At 70.6% G+C, this 20650-nt stretch carries 8 protein-coding genes and 1 pseudogene; 6 read left to right on the forward strand and 3 right to left on the reverse strand.

The features are described 5' to 3' along the window. Window positions 1–176: 176 nt before the first annotated feature. Together ACFOSH_RS39010 and ACFOSH_RS39015 are read right to left on the reverse strand one after the other, a co-directional pair. Window positions 177–1367, reverse strand: a complete 1191-nt coding sequence (locus ACFOSH_RS39010; protein ID WP_378245924.1) for a DUF418 domain-containing protein — start codon at window positions 1365–1367, stop codon at window positions 177–179. Then, entirely contained in the window at window positions 1364–1744 is a 381-nt protein-coding gene (locus tag ACFOSH_RS39015; RefSeq protein ID WP_378245926.1) for a hypothetical protein, read from the reverse strand. The genes ACFOSH_RS39010 and ACFOSH_RS39015 overlap by 4 nt, the downstream gene beginning before the upstream one ends. 211 nt (window positions 1745–1955) lie before the next feature. Between ACFOSH_RS39015 and ACFOSH_RS39020 the strand changes: the two genes are divergently transcribed. Next, window positions 1956–2729, forward strand: a complete 774-nt coding sequence (locus ACFOSH_RS39020) for an ABC transporter ATP-binding protein (protein WP_378245928.1) — start codon at window positions 1956–1958, stop codon at window positions 2727–2729. Next, window positions 2714–4270, forward strand: a complete 1557-nt coding sequence (locus tag ACFOSH_RS39025) for a hypothetical protein (protein ID WP_378245930.1) — start codon at window positions 2714–2716, stop codon at window positions 4268–4270. The genes ACFOSH_RS39020 and ACFOSH_RS39025 overlap by 16 nt, the downstream gene beginning before the upstream one ends. A gap of 17 nt (window positions 4271–4287) precedes the next feature. Here ACFOSH_RS39025 and ACFOSH_RS39030 read toward each other — a convergent pair whose 3' ends face one another. Then, on the reverse strand, window positions 4288–5553 hold the full coding sequence (locus ACFOSH_RS39030; RefSeq protein ID WP_378245932.1) for a cytochrome P450: 1266 nt from the start codon (window positions 5551–5553) through the stop codon (window positions 4288–4290). A 240-nt stretch (window positions 5554–5793) separates the two neighbouring features. On the opposite strand from ACFOSH_RS39030, the gene ACFOSH_RS39035 reads away from it, so the two are divergent. The 4 genes and pseudogenes from ACFOSH_RS39035 to ACFOSH_RS39050 form a co-directional block, all read left to right on the forward strand. Continuing rightward, window positions 5794–7299: an ArnT family glycosyltransferase gene (locus ACFOSH_RS39035; RefSeq protein WP_378245934.1), complete on the forward strand. Its 1506-nt coding sequence runs from the start codon at window positions 5794–5796 to the stop codon at window positions 7297–7299. A gap of 174 nt (window positions 7300–7473) precedes the next feature. Continuing rightward, window positions 7474–8886, forward strand: a complete 1413-nt coding sequence (locus ACFOSH_RS39040; protein WP_378245936.1) for a class I adenylate-forming enzyme family protein — start codon at window positions 7474–7476, stop codon at window positions 8884–8886. Continuing rightward, window positions 8883–9809, forward strand: coding sequence for an ACP S-malonyltransferase (locus tag ACFOSH_RS39045; RefSeq protein WP_378245938.1), 927 nt, complete (start codon window positions 8883–8885; stop codon window positions 9807–9809). The genes ACFOSH_RS39040 and ACFOSH_RS39045 overlap by 4 nt, the downstream gene beginning before the upstream one ends. A gap of 131 nt (window positions 9810–9940) precedes the next feature. After that, window positions 9941–20620 (forward strand): annotated as a pseudogene (locus ACFOSH_RS39050) (SDR family NAD(P)-dependent oxidoreductase); the annotation flags it as partial. Window positions 20621–20650 lie beyond the last annotated feature (30 nt).

Consider the following 20650-nt stretch of genomic DNA (forward strand, 5'->3'; position numbering starts at 1 on the left):
GAAGTACGGGTAGGGGTTCCTATGAGCATAGGGGTTGAGTGGGGTCGTTCTTTCTGCTTGTGGACATGCTTGATCGCCACTCGTCCCGACTGAGGCCGGTTGGTTAGTGGCCAACCGGCCCCGCGGGTCGCGCCGCGGCTGAGGATTAACGAGTCTTTTACCTCGTCGGGGTGAGATCAGGCGGCCGCCTTCGAGGTCCGCGCCGCGGCCGGCGTCGGGGACCAGGAGCCATAGGTGACCGCGCGTAGCACCCATTCGACCGGACCGTAACGGAACAGTCGCAGCCACAGCCTGCTCGCCAGGAGCTGGGCGACGAACAGGCCGAGGGTCAGCAGCAGCACGGTGCCCGGCCGCAGCTCGCCGATCAGCCCGGCGCCGAGGCCGGTGAAGATCAGGGCGCACACGAGCGACTGGGTGAGGTAGTTGGTCAGCGCCATCCGGCCGCCCGCGGCCAGGAATTCGGTCGGGATCCGGAGGCGTGGCGAAGAGAAGATCCGCAGGGCCGTGGCCACATAAGCGGCGGTCAGCAGGGGTGCGGTGGCATAACCGACCGCGGTGGCCAGCGTGTCGTGGGTGCCGCCGAAGCTGGCGAAGATCAGCGCTCCGGACAGTCCGACCGGCAGACCGACCCATTGGAGCAACCGCAGTAGCTGCCCGTGTGCGGCCGGGTCCGCCAGCGCCCGGTGCTTGCCCAGTGCCAGCCCGATCAGGAAGGAGGCGAAGGCGAGCGGGCCCTGTACGGCTAGCGTGCCGAGGCTCCACGGCAGCGTCTTGAGGTGCTCGGACAGCACCTGGCCCGCGCTCCCGCGCAGCGCTTCGGTTGATCGGGCGCCTTCGATGAGCGCCGACGCCGGGTCCGTGGCGATCGCCCCGGACAGGCCGACCAGCACCATCGCGACCGTCGTGACGACGGTCAGCAGGCAGGCGAGAATCATCGCTGTCCGTGGGCGGATGTTGCGGACAGCGAGCAGAATCAGGCCGAGGACGGCGTATGTCGCCAGAATGTCACCGGGGAACAGCAGCACGGCGTGCGCGATGCCGAGGACGAACAGGGCCGCGAGCCGCCGGAGGAAGGCCGGTTTGAAGGGGGTGCCCTTACGCTCGGCCGAATCCATCTGCAGCGTGAAGCTGTATCCGAAAAGGAAAGAGAAAAGCAGATAGAACTTCATCGTGAACAAAAAGAAAATGGTCCACTCGACCGCGTTGTCCACCCAGGAATCGAATGCCGGATCGGCGATTCCGGTGAACGCGAAACCGGAGGAGAACAGTGCCATGTTCACGGCGAGAATGCCCAGCAGGGCGAACCCTCGGAGCGCGTCCACGTGCATCAGGCGGGTGCCTGGGCCGGCCCCGCTGCCGGCGGTCATGAGATGCACGCCTCTTTGAGTTTGTCGATGTTCCGGACGGTGTCGCGGACCCAGTGGGCGAACGTCTCGACCGTCTCCCGCTTGTTCCGCTGGGACTTGGCGTACTGGTCGGCCAGGCCGCCGACGGCCCCGCCGACCTCCTTGTCGGAGACCGATCCGGCCAGCTCGCGCAGCTTGCCCGCCCGGTTCTGGAGCTCGTCGGCGTCCCGCTCGCGGTTCTTGTAGTCCGGCACCATGGCGGCCAGGTCGAGAGCCTGCACGCACGTCTTCGCCCTGCTGGTGGTGGCCTGGGCCTTGTCGGCTTCTTTGCATCCAGTTGCGAAGACAAGCACGGTGACCAGCAGTAACGAGCACTTCCGAGCCATTCGCGCGGTCATCTGAACCCTTCGCCGTAGCCGGGAAATCGGACATAAAGATCTGATTGCACCGATGTTATTGATCTCCCCATCTCCTGGCGATCGGCGTAGAGACGGATATTCGCCTCATCAAAAGGGAGGAGGCGCCCGCGGGTCTTGGTACCGATTGACGAGGGTGCGCGGAGGCGGGCTGTGCTCCAATCGAGCGGTGCGAGAAGCGACGACGGCCCCCGTGACGACCGACGACGCCTCGGCCCCGCTGGAGATCTCCGGGCTGCGGAAAGTGTTCGGTGACAAGGTCGCGGTCGACTCGGCCGACCTCACGGTCCGCCGCGGCTCGTTCTTCGGCCTGGTCGGGCCGAACGGCGCCGGGAAGACCACCACCCTGTCCATGGCCGTCGGCCTGCTGCGGCCGGACGCCGGCTCCGTGCGGATCTTCGGCGTGGACGTGTGGCGTGAACCGGCCAAGGCCAAGGCGTTGATCGGGGTACTGCCGGACGGACTGTCCGTGCCCGAACGACTCACCGGCCGTGAGCTGCTGGTCTACAGTGGCCTCCTGCGCGGCCTGGACCGGGAGACCGCCGGTTCGCGGGCAACCGAGCTGCTGCAGGTGATGGGGCTGGCCGAGGCCGAGCGGACGCTGATCGTGGACTACTCCGCGGGCATGCGGAAGAAGATCGGCCTGGCCAACGCGCTGCTGCACGCCCCGAAGCTGCTGGTGCTCGACGAGCCGTTCGAAGCGGTGGACCCCGTGTCGGCGGCCACCATCCGGATCATCCTCAACCGGTTCGTCGCCGCGGGCGGCGCGGTGGTGCTGTCCAGCCACGTGATGGCGCTGGTGGAGCTCATGTGCGACCACGTCGGCGTGATGTCGGACGGCAAGGTGGTCGCGGTCGGGCCGGTGGACGAGGTCCGGGGCGGCGAACAAGGCCTCGAGCAGGCGTTCGTCGCGCTGGTCGGCGGGCACACCGAAGGGGCGGAGGGGCTCGCGTGGCTCTCGTCCTGATCCGGATGCGCCTGCGGGTGCTGACCCATTCCTTCCGGCCTGAGCAGGCGATCACCAGTATCGGCAAGCTGCTGCTCGGCCTGCTCGGCGCCGCGCTCACCATCGGGCTGGCGGCGGTCGGCCTCGACACCGACAAGATCACCGCGGACCTGCTCGGCATGGTGTTCCTGGCCTGGTTCGCCGGCTGGATCCTCGTGCCGCTGCTCTCCGGCGGCGGGGACGAGACCCTGCGCCCGGAGCATTTCGTGCTGTTCCCGATGACCTCCCGGCAGCTGGCGACCGGACTGCTCGGGGTCGCCTTCGTCGGCGGCGGCTCGCTGGTCACCCTCCTCGCCGGGGTCGCGCTGGTGGTGTTCGGCGCCGGTCTCGGCACCGGTGCGACGCTGGTCGCCATTCCGGCACTGCTGCTGCAGACGGTGTTCTTCGTCCTCGTCTCGCGGGTGGTCCTCGCCGCCCTCGGCGCCGCGCTGAGGTCACGCCGCGGGCGGGATCTGGCGCTGCTGCTGGTCGCGGTGCTCTGCGTCTGCGGTTTCCTGCTGCGGTACCCGATCCAGTCGCTCGGGCCGGAGATCGTGCGCGGGAACGCGCCGGGGTTCTCCACCCTTCTGCACCTGCTGCCGTCGGGCTGGGGGATCGCGGCGGTCGAGGCGGCGGCACGGGCCGACTGGCTGATCGCGTTCGGCGCGCTGCTCGGGCTCGCGGTGCTGATCGGGCTGCTGCTGCTCGCGTGGGCGCCGCTGATCGAACGCCGGATCACGGCCAGGGCCGCGACCGGCCGCAGTCGCCGGGCCGGATCCGACGGACTGCTGGTCCGGCTGCTGCCGGCGACCCCGCTGGGCGGTGTCGTCCACAAGGAACTGCTCACCTGGGGCCGCGACGCGCGTCGCCGGGCGGTGCTGGTCACTTCGCTGGCCGCGCTGCCGGGTGCGGTGGTGCCGGCGTTGAGCGGCGCCGACCTGCTGCTGCCGTTCGCCGGGTTGTTCGTACTCGGCCTCGCCTGCGCGGAGACTTCGAACCTCTACGGACTCGATGGCGGCGGCATGTGGCACACGCTGGTGGCGCCCGATTCCGCGCGGGCCGACGTCCGCGGTCGTCAGCTGGCGTGGGCGCTCGTGGTGGCGCCGTTCTGTATCGCGCTCACCGTGGGCTTCACCGTCTTCAGTGGACTGGACTGGGCTTGGCCGTGGGTGCTCGCGCTCCTGCCCGCGGGTATCGGTGGCTGCGCCGGCTCGGTGGTGCTGCTCTCGGTGATCGCCGCGTACCCGGTGCCGCAGAACGCCGACAGCAATCCGTTCACCTCGGGCACCAACCCGCACTACCTCCAGCTGGGCCTGATCCCGCTGCTGCTCACCGCGATCGGCCCCTCGACCGCCCTGCTGATCCTGGGCCTGGTCGATGACAGCCCCGTGCTCGGCTGGCTGGCCGTGCCCGTCGGGGTGGGCGTCGGCGTGGTGATGTGGTGGCAGTGCGGTCGTCAGGCGTACCGACGGCTCGAGAGCCGCGGCCCAGAGCTGTTCAAGGTGGTGCGCCAGGGGGTGTGAGCCCTGGCGCACCCTGTTCACGACTTGCTCAGCGGGAGGGTCCGCAGGCCGCGGATCACCAGCGACCGGCGCACCTTCGGCTCGGCCACCACCTTCAGCTTCGGCATCCGGGCGGCGAGGGCCTGGAACGCCACTTCGCCCTCCAGCCGGGCCAGCGGCGCGCCGATGCAGTAGTGGATGCCGCTGGAGAAGGACAGGTGGTCCGGGCCGTCCGTGCGGTTGAGGTCGAACCGGTCCGGTTCGGTGTAAACCTCGGGATCGCGGTTCGCCGCGCCGATCAGCAGCACCACCTGGGTGTCCGCGGGAATGACCGTGCCGTGCAGCTCGACATCCTCGTGCGGCAACCGCTGTGACTGCTGCACCGGTGACTCGTAGCGCAGTGTCTCTTCGACGGCTTTCGCCGCCAGGCCCGGGTTCTCGCGCAGCTGGGCCCACTGGTCGGGATGACGCAGCAGGGCCAGCGTTCCGTTGCCGATCAGGTTCGCCGTGGTCTCGGACCCCGCGATGGCCAGCAGGCCGAAGATGTTGACCAGCTCCTCGGGGGTCAACTTCTCCTCGGCCCTCGCCTGAACGAGACTGGTGGTCAGATCGTCACGGGGCTCGGCCCGCCGCTGGTCGATCAGCTCACCGAAAAGGACCGTGAGCTCCTGGATCGAGATACGCAGCTGCTTGGCGAACTTCACCGAGCTGACGCCGTCGAGCGTCGCGCCGATCACCGCGCCGTGGCGCAGGAAGTCCGTCCAGCGGTCTTCGCCGATGCCGAGCAACTGGCCGATCACGACCAGCGGCAGCCGGGTGGCGAACCCGGTCATCAGATCGAAACCGTCTTCGCGCTCCAGCTCGTCGAGCAGCTCTTCGCAGGCGCGTTCGACGGCGGGCCGGAAGCGTTCGATCGTGCGCGGGCCGAACGAGGGCGCGACCAGACGGCGCAGCCTGCCGTGGTCCGGCGGGTCCAGTTCCAGAAAGGACACGTCCAGCTTCGGCACGTCCTTGAGCCCACCGTTCAACAGCTTTCCTTCGGTGGTACGGATTCCGAAGCGTTTGTCACGGAGGATCGAGTCGATCAGCGGATGGCTGGCGGTGAGCCACGGCCCGAGTTTGCTGCGGTGCAGCGGCCCGAGGTCCCGGACCCGCTGGTGCACCGGATACGGATTCTCCTGACCGCGCAACAGATCCGCGAACGGATCGCCGAGCACCCCGCTGAGCCGGACCAGCGCCTTGGCGGCGAGCAGGGTCGTGCCCAGCCGGAGATCACCGGCGCGGCTCTGGGTGGCGGTCACCATGGAAAGTCCTCTCCGGAAACGGGAACAACCAATGGCCGCATCGTTCCACGGAAGTCTTCCCCGTCGTGCCGGGACGAACCCCTAGCCATCCCCTACGCGGCCCCAGAACACTTTGTCGCGGTAGAGGAAGGAGCGCGACCGACAGTACGGTCGGGCGATCCGGACGCCGATGGCAGGGGTCATCGCGCGCGGTCCGAAGTCGCCCGGGGGAACCCGGGACCAGTGCGGTGGGGGAGCTCAGTGGAACAGAGCGTTTCGGCGACGGTGATCCCGTCGGCGACCGAAGTCCAGGACGTCGACCGTCGACCGGTGTTCGCCCGGGCACCGGTCGCGATCGTGGCCGCCGCCGTCGGGCTGGCGCTGCTGGTCACCAGCGGCTCCTACGGCTACCACCGCGACGAGCTCTACTTCCTCGCCGCGGGCGCGCATCCGGACTGGGGCTACGTCGACCAGCCGCCGCTGGTGCCGCTGCTCGCCTGGGCGCTCGACCACGTCTCGGGCGGTTCGCTGGTCGTGCTGCGGCTGCCGGCGATCCTGCTCGCGGTGCTGGGTGTGCTCGTCACCGCGATGATCGCCCGCGAGTTCGGCGGCGCGCGGCGGGCGCAGGTGATCGCCGCGGCGGCCTACGGCGCGGCGCCGATCACGCTGCTGGCCGGGCACTGGCTGGCGACCAACTCGGTGGACATGTTCTTCTGGGCGCTGGCCACCCTGCTGCTGGTGCGCTGGGTGCGCACCAGGGACGATCGGCTGCTGCTCCTGCTCGGGATCGCCGCCGGGGTGGCGTTGCAGGCCAAGTACCTGATCGTGTTCTTCCTGGTGTTCGCGGTGGCGGCGGCCGCGCTCGCCGGGCCACGGGAACTTCTGCGCCGTCCGATGCTCTGGGCGGGTGCCGCGATCGCGATCGTGTGCGCGCTGCCGACAGTGCTTTGGCAGGCCGCGAACGGCTGGCCGCAGATCGAGATGAGCGAAGCGATCGCACAGTCCGCCGAGGCCACCGGTGGCCGGGTCGGCTACCTGCCGACCCTGCTTTCGCTGGCCGGGCTGCCCGCGCTTCTGCTCCTGTTCGGCGCGGGACGGCTGCTGTGGTCGGACCGGTTGCGGCAGTGGCGTTTCCTCGGGTTCACCGTCGTCGCGCTGCTGGTGGTGTTCATCGCGATCAACGGCCGCGCCGACTACCTGGCCGGTGTCTTCCCGCTGTTGCTGGCCGCGGGCGCCGCCGGGCTCGGGCCGTCACCGCGTACCCGTTGGGTGCCGTGGGTGGCCTGGCCGGTGCTGCCGGTTTCGGCCGCGCTGGCCGCCGCGCTGATGCTCCCGATCTATCCGGTCGCCTCGGTGGCGACCTCGCCCCAAGCGCTGGCTGAGTCGGCGCAGACCGTGGGCTGGCCCGAGTTCGCGGGCGCCGTCGAGCGGGTACGGCGGACGATGCCGTCCGGCACGGTCGTGCTCACCGCGGACTACGCCCAGGCCGGTGCCCTGGACAAGTTCGCGCCGGGGCTCGCCGTCTACAGCGCGCATCGTGGCTACGCGTACTTCGGTGTCCCGCCGGAGAACACGACGTCGGTGTTGTTCGCCGGATCCGATCCCGGTGAGCTGGGGAAGTACTTCGGCTCGGTGCGACCGGCGGGCACGACAGGAAACGCTTACGGCGGGCTGAAGAACCTGGCGCTGGACGTTCCGCTTTGGATCTGCGACCAGCCGTTGGACAGCTGGCCGCGGCTCTGGGAACGCATGCGCCATATCGCCTGAGCCCGCCTGCCCCGCTCGCGGGGCCGGGGCTGGGGCGGGGCGCGGTGCGAAGGGGGCGATAGGGGTATCCGTTCCCGAACAACGGTTTTAGGCTCGCCTCGGCGGTACTTGCGTTGGTTCGCCCATGACGCCGGGGATTTCCGGCGATTTTCCGTCCCGGTGTGGAGGAATACCATGACTGCGAGAATTTTCGCCCCGGACTCGGTGCGTACCTTTTCCGAACTCGAACGCGAAGTGGTCGGCGTCGCCGAGGCACTGCGGCAGCGGGGTGCGGGCCCCGGTGTCCGCGTCATGCTCAAGGCAGGGAACTCCGCCGGGTACGTGAGCACGCTGTTCGCGCTGATGCACGTCGGCGCCTCGATCGTGCTGGTGGATCAGCAGGAGCGTCCGGAAGAGACTCGGCGGATCGCTCAGCGTGCCAGTGTGAAACTGGTCATCGCCGACGAGGACGCGCCGCTGGCCGACATCGACGAAACGTCGTTCATCTACGAGCTGATGGTCGACGCGCCGGGTTTCGCCCCCGCGTACCCCCGAGTGTCCTTTGAGGACTGGTGCGAGCTGCCCGACAGCCTGCTGATGTGGTCCTCGGGCTCCACCGGCGAACCCAAGGGCATCGTCAAGAACGGTGGGCGGTTCCTGCGCAACCTGCGGCGCAACGCCGACCAGGTGGGCCACACCGAGCAGGACGTCCTGCTGCCGCTGCTGCCGTTCTCCCACCAGTACGGCATTTCCATGGTGGGCATCGCCTGGCTGGCCCGGTGCTCGCTGGTGATCGCGCCCTACCGCCGCCCGGACCGGGCGATGCTCATGGCGGCGCAGTGCGGTGCCACCGTCGTCGACGCCGCCCCGGCCACCTACCGGAGCATGCTCAACATCCTCCGCAAACGCCCGCAGGTCAAAGACCAGCTGCGCACGGTGCGGATGTTCTGCAGCGGTGCCGCGCCATTGGACGGACCGCTGGTGGACGCCTACGTCGAGGAGTTCGGGCTGCCGCTGCTGGACAGCTACGGCAGCACGGAAGCGGGCAACGTCTCCTTCGCCACCTCGGAGAACGCGGTCGGCTGCGGGCGCGCCATGCCGGGACTGACGGTGGAGGCGGTGGACGACGAGAACCGGCCGGTGGCCGCCGGCGAGATCGGCGAGCTGATCATCCACACCCCGGACATCCTGACCGGCTACCTCGCCGAAGACGGCACTGTCGACCCCGCCGACCAGGAGACCTACCGCAGCGGCGACTTCGGCTACCTGGACCCGGACGGCAACGTGTTCGTCCTCGGCCGCAAGTTCGCCGTGCACCGCAACGGTTTCACCCTGTACCCGGAGATCATCGAGCGCAAGGTGAGCGCCGCGGGCTGCTCGGCGAAGCTGATCGCGCTGCCGGACGAGCAGCGTGGCGCGCGCCTGACACTCTTCGTCGAGGACGAACAGCTGCGGGAACCCGCGCACTGGCGCCCGCTGGTCGACGACGTGCTGGCGGAGTCCGAACGGCCGAACCGGATCCGCGTGATCGAGCGGTTCCCGTTGAACCGCAACGGAAAACCGGATCGCGGTCAGCTCACCGCACTCGCCGGCGGAGCCGTGGAATGACCGCGGCGGCGGAAACGGCGTACTTCTTTCCCGGCCTGGACGGGTTCCGGCTCGCCGAGATCGGCAAGTTCCTCGTACTCAGCCCATTCGCGCGCGAACGGCTCGCGGTCGCCGACGAGGTGCTCGGCTACTCGGTCACCCGCGCGCTGCGCGACTCCGGCGACTACGCGTCCCCCGCGGCTCGTGCCGCCACGCTGGTGAACGCGCTTTCCCTGGCGGACTGGGCGAAGGAGAACCTGGGCGAGCCCGGCTACTGCGTCGGCATGAGCTTCGGCGAGCTGATCGCCGCGGCGTACGCGGAATGCCTGCCGTTCGCCGACGCCGTCCGGATCGCCGCCGGGGTCGGCGAGTGCGAACTCGACTACTTCCGTACCGCGCACCAGGATCTCGTCACCCAGGTGGTGACCAGGGTGGCCGCCGAACGGATGGACGAACTGCTGGCGGACCTGTCCGATCGCGGGATCTGGTACGACCTGTCCGGGCACGTGGACGACGGCCACTACCTGATCACCATGGCGGAGAAGCATCTGGAGGAGTTCACCGCCGGGGTCGGCAAGGCGGGCGGGTACTCGTTGTACGCCATGCGCCCTGCCGCGCACTGCAGTGCCTTCGGGCCGCTTCGCGACCGGATCGAGACGGAGGTGTTGCGCGGCACCGCGTTCGCCGACCCCGCCGTGCCCGTGGTGTCCGATGTGGACGGTTCGGTCCTGCGGACCGGCCGTGCGGTGCGGGAACTGGTGCTCAGCGGCTTCCTGCGCCCGCTGGAGTGGCGGTCGACGGCCGTCGCGATGGCCGGGCTCGGCGTGCGCAGGCTGTGTGTGGTGGGGCTGGACCGGATGTGGTTCCGGCTCGCGGTCACCAAGAAGAACTTCATCGTGGAGCCGGTGAACCAGGCCACGGTGTTGCGACACCGCCGAGGCTGACCGCGGCGCGATGCCGGTTCGCTCGGAAAACAGGTTGAGATGGGGAGTCGTTGGCCATGGCCAGTGCGGATGATGTCACTGAGAACTCCGTCCGGACGGCCGCGCTGCGCGACCGCTTGACGGCCGCGTCCGCCGCGGAGCGCGCGCGGTCGCTGCTCCGGCTGGTCCGGGAACAGGTCGCGGACGCGCTGGAGCACGTCCGGCCGGAGACGGTCGGCCCGCGGACGGTCCTGCCGGACCTGGGCTTCGATTCCCTCGCGGCGGTGGCCCTGCATCGCGGGCTGGTCGCGGCGACCGGGCTCGACCTCCCGGTGACGATGGCCTTCGACCAGCCGACGGTGTCGGCGCTGGTCGGCTTCCTCGAAGGTGAACTGCTGGGCCGCACCACGTCCGTGGCGGTCGCGCCCGCGCGGGCGGCCGACGACGGTGAGCCGATCGCCATCGTCGCGATGGGCTGCCGCTTCCCCGGTGGCGCCGAGACCCCGGACCGGTTCTGGGAGCTGATCGCCGACGGCGGGGACGGCACCGCCGGGTTCCCCGAAGACCGCGGCTGGGATCTGGCCGCCCTGTTCGGCCAGGACGACGGCCACAGCGCCGTGAGCGCGACTCGCCGGGGCGGGTTCCTGGACGGGGCAGACCGGTTCGATCCGGCGTTCTTCGGTATCAGCCCGCGTGAGGCGCTGGCCATGGATCCGCAGCAGCGCCTGCTGCTGGAAACGTCCTGGGAGACCTTCGAACAAGCCGGCCTCACCCCGGGTTCGCTGCGCGGGAGCCGGACCGGTGTCTTCGTCGGCGCCGAGAACCACGAATACGGCCCGCGCACGGACCAGGCGCAGGATGGGCTGGAGGGCTACCTCGTCACCGGGACCGCGGCGAGCGTGGTCTCGGGCCGGCTCGCCTACACGTTCGGCTTCGAGGGCCCGGCGATCACCGTGGACACCGCGTGCTCGTCCTCGCTGGTCGCCCTGCACCTCGCGGTCGCCGCACTGCGCCGCGGCGAATGCGACCTGGCGCTCGCCGGCGGGGTCGCGGTCATGTCCGGCCCGGCCTCGTTCGTCGCCTTCAGCCGCCAGCAGGGGTTGGCCGCCGACGGCCGCTGCAAGCCGTTCGCGGCCGCCGCCGACGGGACCGGCTGGGGCGAGGGAGCCGGTCTGGTCCTGGTCGAGCGGCTGTCCGACGCGAAGCGCAACGGGCACCGCGTGCTGGCGCTCGTCCGCGGGTCCGCGGTGAACTCCGACGGCGCCAGCAACGGCCTCACCGCGCCGAACGGGCCCTCCCAGCAGCGGGTCATCCGCGAGGCGCTGGCGTCGGCCGGGCTCGAACCCGGCGAGGTGGACGTCGTCGAGGCACACGGCACCGGGACGAAGCTGGGCGATCCGATCGAGGCACAAGCCCTGCTCGCCACCTACGGCCAGGACCGGCCCGGCGACCGCCCGCTGCTGCTCGGCTCGGTCAAGTCGAACATCGGGCACACCCAGGCCGCCGCGGGCATCGCCGGGGTGATCAAGATGGTGCAGGCGATGAGCCGCGGCGTCGTGCCGCCGACCCTGCACGTCGACGAGCCGACCCCGTTCGTGAACTGGGCCGCGGGCGCCGTGCGGCTGGTCACCGAGACCACGCCGTGGCCGGAACTGGACCGGCCGCGCCGGGCGGCGGTGTCTTCGTTCGGGATGAGCGGGACCAACGCGCACACCATTCTCGAACTGCCCGAGCCCGAGCCGGTGCCCGAGTCCGAAAAGGACACTCACCATCGGGTTCCCTGGGTGCTTTCGGCGCGGTCGGACGCCGGGCTGCTCGCGCAGGCCGCCCGGCTGAAGGACTTCGTGGCGGAGCTGGAATCGCCCGGTGTGGCCGAGATCGGTACCGCGCTGGCGACCACCAGGACGGCGTTCGAGCACCGCGCGGTGGTGACCGGAACGGCGCTCGGCGATCTGCTCGCCGGGGTGTCCGGTCTGGCCGAGGGTTCGGTGCCCGCGGGCACCGTGCGCGCGACCGTGGCGGAGAACGCCGACAAGGTCGTGTTCGTCTTCCCCGGCCAGGGCTCCCAGTGGGCGGGCATGGCGACGGACCTGCTGGACAGCTCGCCGGTGTTCGCCAAACGGCTGCGCGAGTGCGCGGCCGCGCTGGAGCAGTTCGTCGACTGGTCGGTGCTCGACGCGCTGGGCGCGGACGCGGAGGACCCGTGCTGGACGCGGGTCGACGTGGTGCAGCCGATGCTGTGGGCGGTCATGGTGTCCCTGGCCGAACTGTGGCGGTCCGCCGGGGTGGAACCGGCCGCGGTCATCGGCCATTCGCAGGGCGAGATCGCCGCCGCCTGTGTCGCGGGCGCGCTGAGCCTCGACGACGCCGCCTGGGTGGTGGCCCTGCGCAGCAAGGCGATCGCGGCGAGCCTCGCCGGTCGTGGCGGCATGCTGTCACTGGCCGCGCCGGTGGCCGAGGCCGAACGGCGCCTCGTGGGCTGGGGCGACCGGCTGTCGGTGGCCGCGGTCAACGGGCCGAGCGCCACGGTGGTCTCCGGTGACCCCGAAGCACTGGCGGAACTGCAGGCAGCCTGCACGGCGGACGGTATCCGCGCCCGGCTGGTGCCGGTGGACTACGCCTCGCATTCCTCGCACGTGACCGAACTCGAGACGCATCTGCTCGACGTGCTCGCCCCGATCGACCCGCGTACCCCGCGCATCCCGTTCTATTCCACAGTGGACCGGTACTGGCTGGATTCCCCGGTGGTCGACGGCGGTTACTGGTACCGGAATCTGCGCCAGACCGTGCGGTTCGCCGAATCGGTGCGTGCGGTGCTGGAGGCGGGGCACGGCGCGTTCATCGAGATCAGCGCGCATCCGGTGCTCACCGCCGCGATCGGGGAAACGATCGAAGCCGCCGGTGCCGACGCGGCCGCGCTCGGCACGCTGCGCCGCGACGACGGCGGGCAGGACCGCGTGCTGGCCTCGCTCGCCGAGGCCCACGTCCGCGGCGTCACGGTGGACTGGAGCGGTTACTTCTCCGGCGCGAGCCCGTCACCGTTGCCCACCTACGCCTTCCAGCGTGAACGTTTCTGGCTCGACGCCGGAGAGAGCGGGCCCGCGGACCTCGCCGCCTACGGCCTCGGCCCGGCCGGGCACCCCATGCTCGGCGCGCTGGTCGGGGTGGCCGGTGACGACGCGCAGCTGTTCACCGCGAGCCTGTCGGTCTCCGCGCTGCCCTGGCTGGCCGACCACGTCGTGGCCGGGAACATCCTGGTGCCGAGCACCGCGTTCGTGGAGCTCGCGCTGCACGCGGGCGGGCGTCTCGGCGCGGAAACACTGGAGGAGCTCACCCTCGAGGCGCCGTTGATCGTGCCGGAGCGGGACGCGGTGGAACTCCAGCTGACGGTCGGGAGCCCCGACGGCGACGGCCGCCGGACGCTGCTGGTGCACGCTCGGCCCGCCGGGGGAGAGCTGCTGGACACGCCCTGGACGCGGCATGCCGCGGGCGTGCTGGGACAGGCTTCGAACAGCGAAGGGCAGCGGTTCGCCTGGCCGCCGCGCGGGGCGGAACCGCTTCCGCTCGACGACCTGTACGACCGGTTCGCCGCCCAGGACTGCGTCTACGGTCCGGCTTTCCAAGGTCTGTCCGGCGCTTGGCTCGCCGGGGACGAGGTCTTCGCCGAAGCCGTGCTGCCCGAAGCGGAGGAGTCCGCCGGGTTCGGGTTGCATCCGGTGCTGCTGGACGCGGTGCTTCAGGCGACCGAACTGGCTTGGCCGGTCACCGGCCCGGCCCGGCTGCCGTTCGCCTGGTCCGGGGTCACCCTGCACGCCGTGGGCGCGACGAGGGTGCGCGCCCGGATCACCCGTGCCGGCGCGGAGTCGGTGCGGGTCGAGGTCACCGACGGCACCGGCGCCCCGGTCGCTTCGGTGAACTCGCTGGTGACCCGGCCGGTGGTGCTGGAGCGCGAAGGGAACCTGCCGCCGGATTCGTTGTTCCGGCTGGACTGGGTCACCCGGCCGCTCGCCGCCGGGGAAACCCCGGAGCACGAGATCGCCGACCTGTCCGACGACTCGGCGCAGGCGCACGAAACCGCCGCCGCCGCGCTCGCCGCCGTACAGCGGTGGCTGGCGGACGAGAGCCGCGTCGCGGCGAAGCTCGTGGTGGTCACCCGAGGCGCGACCGAAGGCACGAATCCCGCGCAGGCCGCCGTCTGGGGCCTGGTCCGCTCGGCGGAGGTGGAACACCCCGGCCGGTTCGTGCTGGTCGACCTCGACGGTGAACCGGCCTCCGCCGCCGCACTGCCCGCGGTGCTCGCGTCCGGCGAGCCCGAGGCCGCCGTCCGGCGGGGAACGGTGCTGGTGCCCAAACTGACCAGGGCCCCCGCGCCGGTCGCGCGACGGCTCGACGACGGCGGGACGGTCCTCGTCGCCGGCGGCACCGCCGGGCTGGGCGCGCTGCTCGCCCGGCATCTGGTGGCCGCGCACGGGATCCGGAAGCTCGTGCTGACGAGCCGCCGCGGAATCGAGACGCCGGGCGCCGAGGAACTGCGGGCCGAGCTGACGACCGCCGGTGCGGAGGTCACCGTCACCGCTTGCGACGTCGCAGACCGGGAGGCGGCGGCCGCGCTGCTCGACGGCATCACGGATCTGACGGCGGTGGTGCACACCGCGGCCGTCCTCGACGACGGCCTCGTCGAGGACCTCACCCCGGACCGCCTGTCCGCGGTACTCCGGCCCAAAGTGGACGGTGCGCGCACCCTGCACGAGCTGACCGCGGACACCGGGTTGGCGGCGTTCGTGCTCTTTTCTTCCGTGGCCGGGACGTTCGGTGGAGCAGGGGTGGCCAGTTACGCCGCCGCGAACTCCTACCTCGACGCGCTCGCACAGGCCCGTGTAGCCGGGGGCTCGCCCGCGATGGCATTGGCCTGGGGTGTCTGGGGCGGTGGCGTCGGGATGACGTCACGACTGTCCGAACCGGACCTTCGACGGCTGGCCGCGGAGGGGCAGGCGCCGCTGACCCCGGCGCAGGGACTCGCGTTGTTCGACGTCGCCCTCGGCGGTGAAACCCCCGTCCTGCTGCCCATGTCGCTCGATCGCGCGACCCTGCGCGCCCAGCCGGACACCCTGCCCGCCTTGCTGCGGGGACTCGTGCGCGGGCCACGGCGCGTGGCCGCGGCCGCCGCCTCGGCGGACGGCTCGCTGGTGGGCAAGCTGGCCGGGTTGCCGTCCGCGGACCGTGACCGGGTGCTGCTGGAGCTGGTCCGGGCGCAGGCGTCGGCGGTGCTCGGGCACAGCGGCACGGACGCGGTGAGCGACCGGAAGGCCTTCCGCGAACTGGGTTTCGACTCGGTGAGCGCGGTGGAACTGCGGAACCGCCTGAACTCCGCGACCGGGCTGCGGCTGCCCGCGACCCTGGTCTTCGACTTCCCGTCGCCGCTGAGCCTGGCCGTCCACATCCGCCGGTTGCTGCTCGGCGAGGCCGAGACCTCGGCCACGGCGACGACCACGGTATCGACGGACGAACCGATCGCCATCGTCTCGATGAGCTGCCGGTTCCCCGGCGGCGTCAGCACGCCGGAACAGTTGTGGGACATGCTCGCCGCCGGCGGCGAGGGGATCGGCGACTTCCCGCAGGACCGCGGATGGGACCTGGCCGGGTTGTACTCGCCGGACCGGGACCGGTCCGGCACCAGCTACACCAGCCGTGGCGGATTCCTCTACGACGCGGCGGAGTTCGATCCTGGGTTCTTCGGGATTTCGCCGCGTGAGGCGCTGGCGATGGATCCGCAGCAGCGCTTGCTGCTGGAGACTTCGTGGGAGGCCTTCGAACGCGCCGGGATCGACCCGACTTCGCTGTCCGGCAGTGCTTCCGGCGTCTTCGTCGGAATGTCCTATCAGGACTATGCCTCCCGGCTGAACCGCATCCCCGAAGAGGTCGAGGCATATACGGGCAACGGAACTTCGCTGAGTGTGGCGTCGGGTCGGGTGGCGTATGCGTTGGGGTTGGAGGGTCCGGCGGTGACGATTGATACGGCGTGTTCTTCGTCGTTGGTGGCGTTGCATTTGGCGTTGCAGTCGTTGCGTCGGGGTGAGTGTGGTTTGGCGTTGGCTGGTGGTGTGGTGGTGATGGCGTCGCCGGATATGTTTGTGGAGTTTTCTCGTCAGCGTGGGTTGGCGGTGGATGGTCGTTGTAAGGCGTTTTCGGCGGGTGCTGATGGTTTTGGTTCTGCTGAGGGTGTTGGTGTTGTTGTTTTGGAGCGGTTGTCTGATGCTCGGCGTAATGGTCATCGGGTGTTGGCGGTGGTTCGTGGTTCTGCGGTGAATCAGGATGGTGCGTCGAATGGTTTGACGGCGCCGAATGGTCCGTCTCAGCAGCGGGTGATTCGTGCTGCGTTGGCGGATGCTGGTCTTTCTTCGTCTGATGTGGATGCTGTGGAGGCGCATGGCACCGGGACGACGTTGGGTGATCCTATTGAGGCGCAGGCGTTGCTGGCGACTTATGGTCAGGATCGTGAGGAGCCGTTGTGGCTGGGTTCGGTGAAGTCGAACCTGGGACACACGCAGGCGGCCGCGGGTGTCGCGGGCGTGATGAAGATGGTCATGGCCATGCAACACGGACTGATCCCGGCGACGCTGCACGTGACAGAGCCGTCTCCGCATGTGGACTGGTCTTCGGGCGCGGTGCGGCTGGCGACGGACTCCGTCGAGTGGCCGGACACCGGAAGGCCGCGTCGGGCGGGGGTTTCCGCGTTCGGTATCAGCGGTACCAACGCCCACGTCATCCTGGAACAGGCGCCACTCACCGAAGCCCCGGTTTCCCCTGCCCCGCCGGTGCTGCCGTGGGTCGTGACGGGCAAGACCCCGGAAGCTCTCGCCGCGCTGGCGGCCCGGGTGGCCGAATACGGCCTCGACCACAATCCGGCCGACGTCGCAGCCGGGCTCGCGGGCCGGTCGATGTTCGAGCATCGCGCGGTCGCCGTCGGCTCGACTCAATCGGAACTGCTGTCGGCGTTCGCGTCGGGTGAGCTTCCCGCTGGTGTGGTGCGGGGTTCTGGCTCCGGTGTGGATCGTGTGGTTTTTGTGTTCCCTGGTCAGGGTTCGCAGTGGCTGGGTATGGCTTCTGGCTTGTTGGGTGAGAGTCCGGTGTTCGCGTCGCGGATGGCGGAGTGTGCCAGTGCTTTGGGATCCTTTGTGGACTGGTCGTTGTTCGAGGTGCTGGACGACGAGGTCGCGTTGGGTCGGGTTGATGTTGTTCAGCCGGTGTTGTGGTCGGTGATGGTGTCGCTGGCCGCTGTGTGGCGGTCACTTGGTGTGGTTCCGTCGGCGGTGGTGGGTCATTCCCAGGGTGAGATCGCGGCTGCGGTGGTGTCGGGTGGCTTGAGTCTGGAGGACGGCGCTCGGGTGGTGGCGTTGCGGAGTCAGGCGATCGCCGCCGAATTGGCTGGTCTGGGCGGAATGTTGTCGGTGGCCGCTCCGGTGACGGAGGTCGGCGAGGGTGTGTCGATCGCCGCGGTGAACGGCCCGAACGCGGTCGTGTTGTCGGGCGATCCGGAGGCGCTGGCCACGGCGAAGGCCAAGTTCGAGGCTGAGGGTGTCAGGGCTCGGTTGGTGGCGGTGGACTATGCGTCGCATTCCGCGCACGTGGAGCGGATCGAGGCGGAGCTCGCGAAGTTGCTGGCTCCGGTGACCCCGCAGTCCGGTGATGTCCCGTTCTATTCCACTGTGGACTCCCGCTGGTTGGACACGGTCGAGCTGTCGGGTGGCTATTGGTATCGGAATCTGCGGCAGACGGTCCGGTTCGCGGACGCGGTCGAGCAGTTGGCCGTTGAGGGTTTGCAGATGTTCGTCGAGGTCAGTGCTCATCCGGTGTTGACGATGGCGATCGAGGACACGGTCGATGTCCCGGTGGTGGGCACGTTGCGCCGTGACGAGGGCGGGTTGGAGCGGTTCCTCCTCTCGGCGGGCGAGGCGTTCTGTCATGGCGCGGACGTGGACTGGCCGGGGTTGCTCGGCAACGCCGGGACGGCCCCCGAAGATCTGCCCACGTATCCGTTCCAGCACGAGCGCTACTGGCCGGATGGCGTGAACGGCAACGGGAACGTCGTGTCCGCCGGACTCGGCGCCACCGAACATCCGCTGCTCGGCGCGGCGATCGAACTCGCGGACGGGGAGGGGCTCCTCTTCGCCGGCAGGGTGTCCGTGCACAGCCACCCCTGGCTGGCCGAGCACGCCGTCGCCGGCACCATCCTGTTCCCCGGCACCGCGTACCTGGAGCTGGCCATCCACGCCGGTGACCGGATCGGCTGCGGCCACCTCGAAGAACTGGCCATGGAGACCCCGCTGGTGCTGCCCCGCAGCGGCGGCGTGCAACTGCAGCTGGTCGTGGCCGAGCCCGGCGAGGGCGGTCGCCGCGGCATCGAGCTCTACTCCAGGCTCGACGACGGCGAGTGGACCCGGCACGCCGCCGGGGTGCTCAGCCCGGCCGCACCGGCGGCCACCGCGGACCTGACGGCCTGGCCCCCGCCGGGAGCGGAAGCCGTCGACGTCGCCGGGTTCTACGACGGGCTGGCCGAGCAGGGTTACGAGTACGGACCGGCGTTCCAGGGCCTGCGGGCCGCTTGGCGCCGGGGCGACGAGGTGTTCGGCGAGGTCGCGCTGCCCGAGGCACACCGGTTCACCGCGGACCGGTACGGCCTGCACCCCGCCCTGCTCGACGCGGCGATGCAGGCCACCGAGCTCGGCGGCTTCGACGAGGACGGACAGACCCGCCTCCCGCTGCTGTGGACCGGCGTCACCCTGCACGCCACCGGCGCCGCCGCACTGCGCGTCCGCGTTTCGCCTGCCGGGCCGGACTCCGTGGCCGTCGACGTGGCCGACCTCACCGGTGCTCCGGTCGCGTCGGTCGCCTCGCTGGTGGCGCGCCCCGTTTCGGCGGAGCAGCTCGCCGCCGCCAGGTCCGCCGGCCGGGACGCGCTCTACCGGCTGGACTGGACGCCCCTGCAAGTGGAACCCCAGTCCGGTGAGCGTCCGGTGTTGGTGAGCGGGGACCACCTCGGCCTCGCCGCCGCCGGCCTCGAACCGGTCGAGTACGCGGATCTCCAGGTGCTCGCGAAAGAGCTCGTCGAGATCCCGGCCGTGGTACTCGCCACCTCCCCCACGGCAGTCGAGGACGAGCTGACCACCGCGATCGGGACGGCGACCGAACGGGTGCTCGGGCTGGCGCAGGACTGGCTGGCCGACGAGCGGTTCGCCGCCTCGAAACTGGTTCTGGTGGTCCGCGACGCGCCGGCGCAGTCCGCGATCACCGGCCTGATCCGGTCCGCGACCGCGGAGAACCCCGGCAGGCTGGTGCTGGCACATGTCGACGACGACCCGGCCTCCCTGCGGGCCGTCCCCGGCGCGCTTGCCACCGGTGAACCGGAGTTCGCCGTGCGGGCCGGACAGGTGCTCGTGCCGCGGCTGGCCCGAGCCGGGCAGCCCACCGGTGAGCCGGTGGCGCTCGACGCGGACGGCACGGTCCTGGTCACCGGCGGCACCGGCACCCTCGGCCGCCTCCTCGCCCGGCATCTCGTCTCCCGGCACGGCGTCCGCCACTTGCTGCTCGTCAGCAGGCAGGGCCCCGAGGCCGAAGGCGCGGGCGCACTGGTCGCGGATCTCGCCGAGCTCGGCGCCGAAGTGACCGTCGCCGCCTGCGACGTGTCCGAGCGGGAGGAGGTCCGGGCTTTGCTGGGAACGATCCCGGCCGACCGGCCGCTGACCGCGGTGGTGCACACCGCCGCGGTACTGGACGACGGCGTGTTCGGCTCGTTCACCCCGCAGCGGGTGGACAAGACCTTGCGCCCCAAGGCTTACGCCGCGATCCACCTGCACGAGCTCACGCTGGACCTGGACCTCGCCGCCTTCGTGCTCTTCTCTTCCGGCGCGGGCGTCTACGGCAGCCCCGGGCAGGCGAACTACGCGGCCGCGAACTCGGTGCTGGACGCCTTGGCGCAGCAGCGCCGGGCGGCCGGGCTCCCCGCGATCTCGCTGGACTGGGGACTTTGGGCGAGCACCAGCAAGCTCACCGGCACGCTGGGCGCGGCGGACTTGAGCCGCATCGCCAGGGAAGGCGGCCTCGCGATCTCCGACGAGGAAGGCCTGGCGCTGTTCGACGAAGCGCTGCGGCACAACTCGCCGGTGCTGATGCCGTCGCCGATGGACACCTCGGTGTTGCGGGCCCAGGCCAAGGCGGGCACCCTGCCGCCGTTGCTGAGCGGATTGGTGCGGGCGCCCGTCCGTCGTGGCACGGCGGGTGCCGCTTCCGCCACGGGTGGGGACGACCGTGAACAGGCCGCGTTGCTCGGCAGGCTGGCCGGGCTGGACCACGACGGCCGGGTCGCGCTGCTGCTGGACCTGGTGTGCGGGCACGCCGCCACCGTGCTCGGGCACCAGAGCGCGGCGGCGGTGGATCCGCAGCGGGGATTCCTCGAGATCGGCTTCGACTCGCTGACCGGGATCGAGCTGCGCAACCGGCTCAACGCGGCGGTCGGGCAGCGACTGCCCGCCACGCTGATCTTCGACTACCCGGCGCCGGAAGCGGTGGCCGGTCTGCTCGCGGAGAGCCTGACCGTGACCGGACAGTCCACTGTGGACGCTCCGCCGCTGCTGGGCAGGCTCGACAGCCTGGACGCGGAGCTGGCCGCGCTGACGCTGGACGAGCGGTCGCGAGCCCAGCTGGTCGAGCGGCTCACCGCCCTGGCCGCCCGGTACGGCGGCGGCACGACGGCGGGCGGCGGACTCACCGAGAAGATCGACGCCGCCTCCGACGACGAGATCTTCGACTTCATCGACAACGAGCTCAAGGCGTGAGTTCGGCAACCGAACAGATCGAGGCTGAAT

Source organism: Amycolatopsis speibonae, assembly GCF_042647925.1.
GTDB lineage: Bacteria > Actinomycetota > Actinomycetes > Mycobacteriales > Pseudonocardiaceae > Amycolatopsis > Amycolatopsis speibonae.

Coding starts and splice junctions, on each gene's coding strand:
- ACFOSH_RS39030 (WP_378245932.1), bottom strand. CDS start 5,553: ATGGTGACCGCCACCCAGAGCCGCGCCGGTGATCTCCGGCTGGGCACG.
- ACFOSH_RS39010 (WP_378245924.1), bottom strand. CDS start 1,367: ATGACCGCCGGCAGCGGGGCCGGCCCAGGCACCCGCCTGATGCACGTG.
- ACFOSH_RS39015 (WP_378245926.1), bottom strand. CDS start 1,744: ATGACCGCGCGAATGGCTCGGAAGTGCTCGTTACTGCTGGTCACCGTG.
- ACFOSH_RS39045 (WP_378245938.1), top strand. CDS start 8,883: ATGACCGCGGCGGCGGAAACGGCGTACTTCTTTCCCGGCCTGGACGGG.
- ACFOSH_RS39040 (WP_378245936.1), top strand. CDS start 7,474: ATGACTGCGAGAATTTTCGCCCCGGACTCGGTGCGTACCTTTTCCGAA.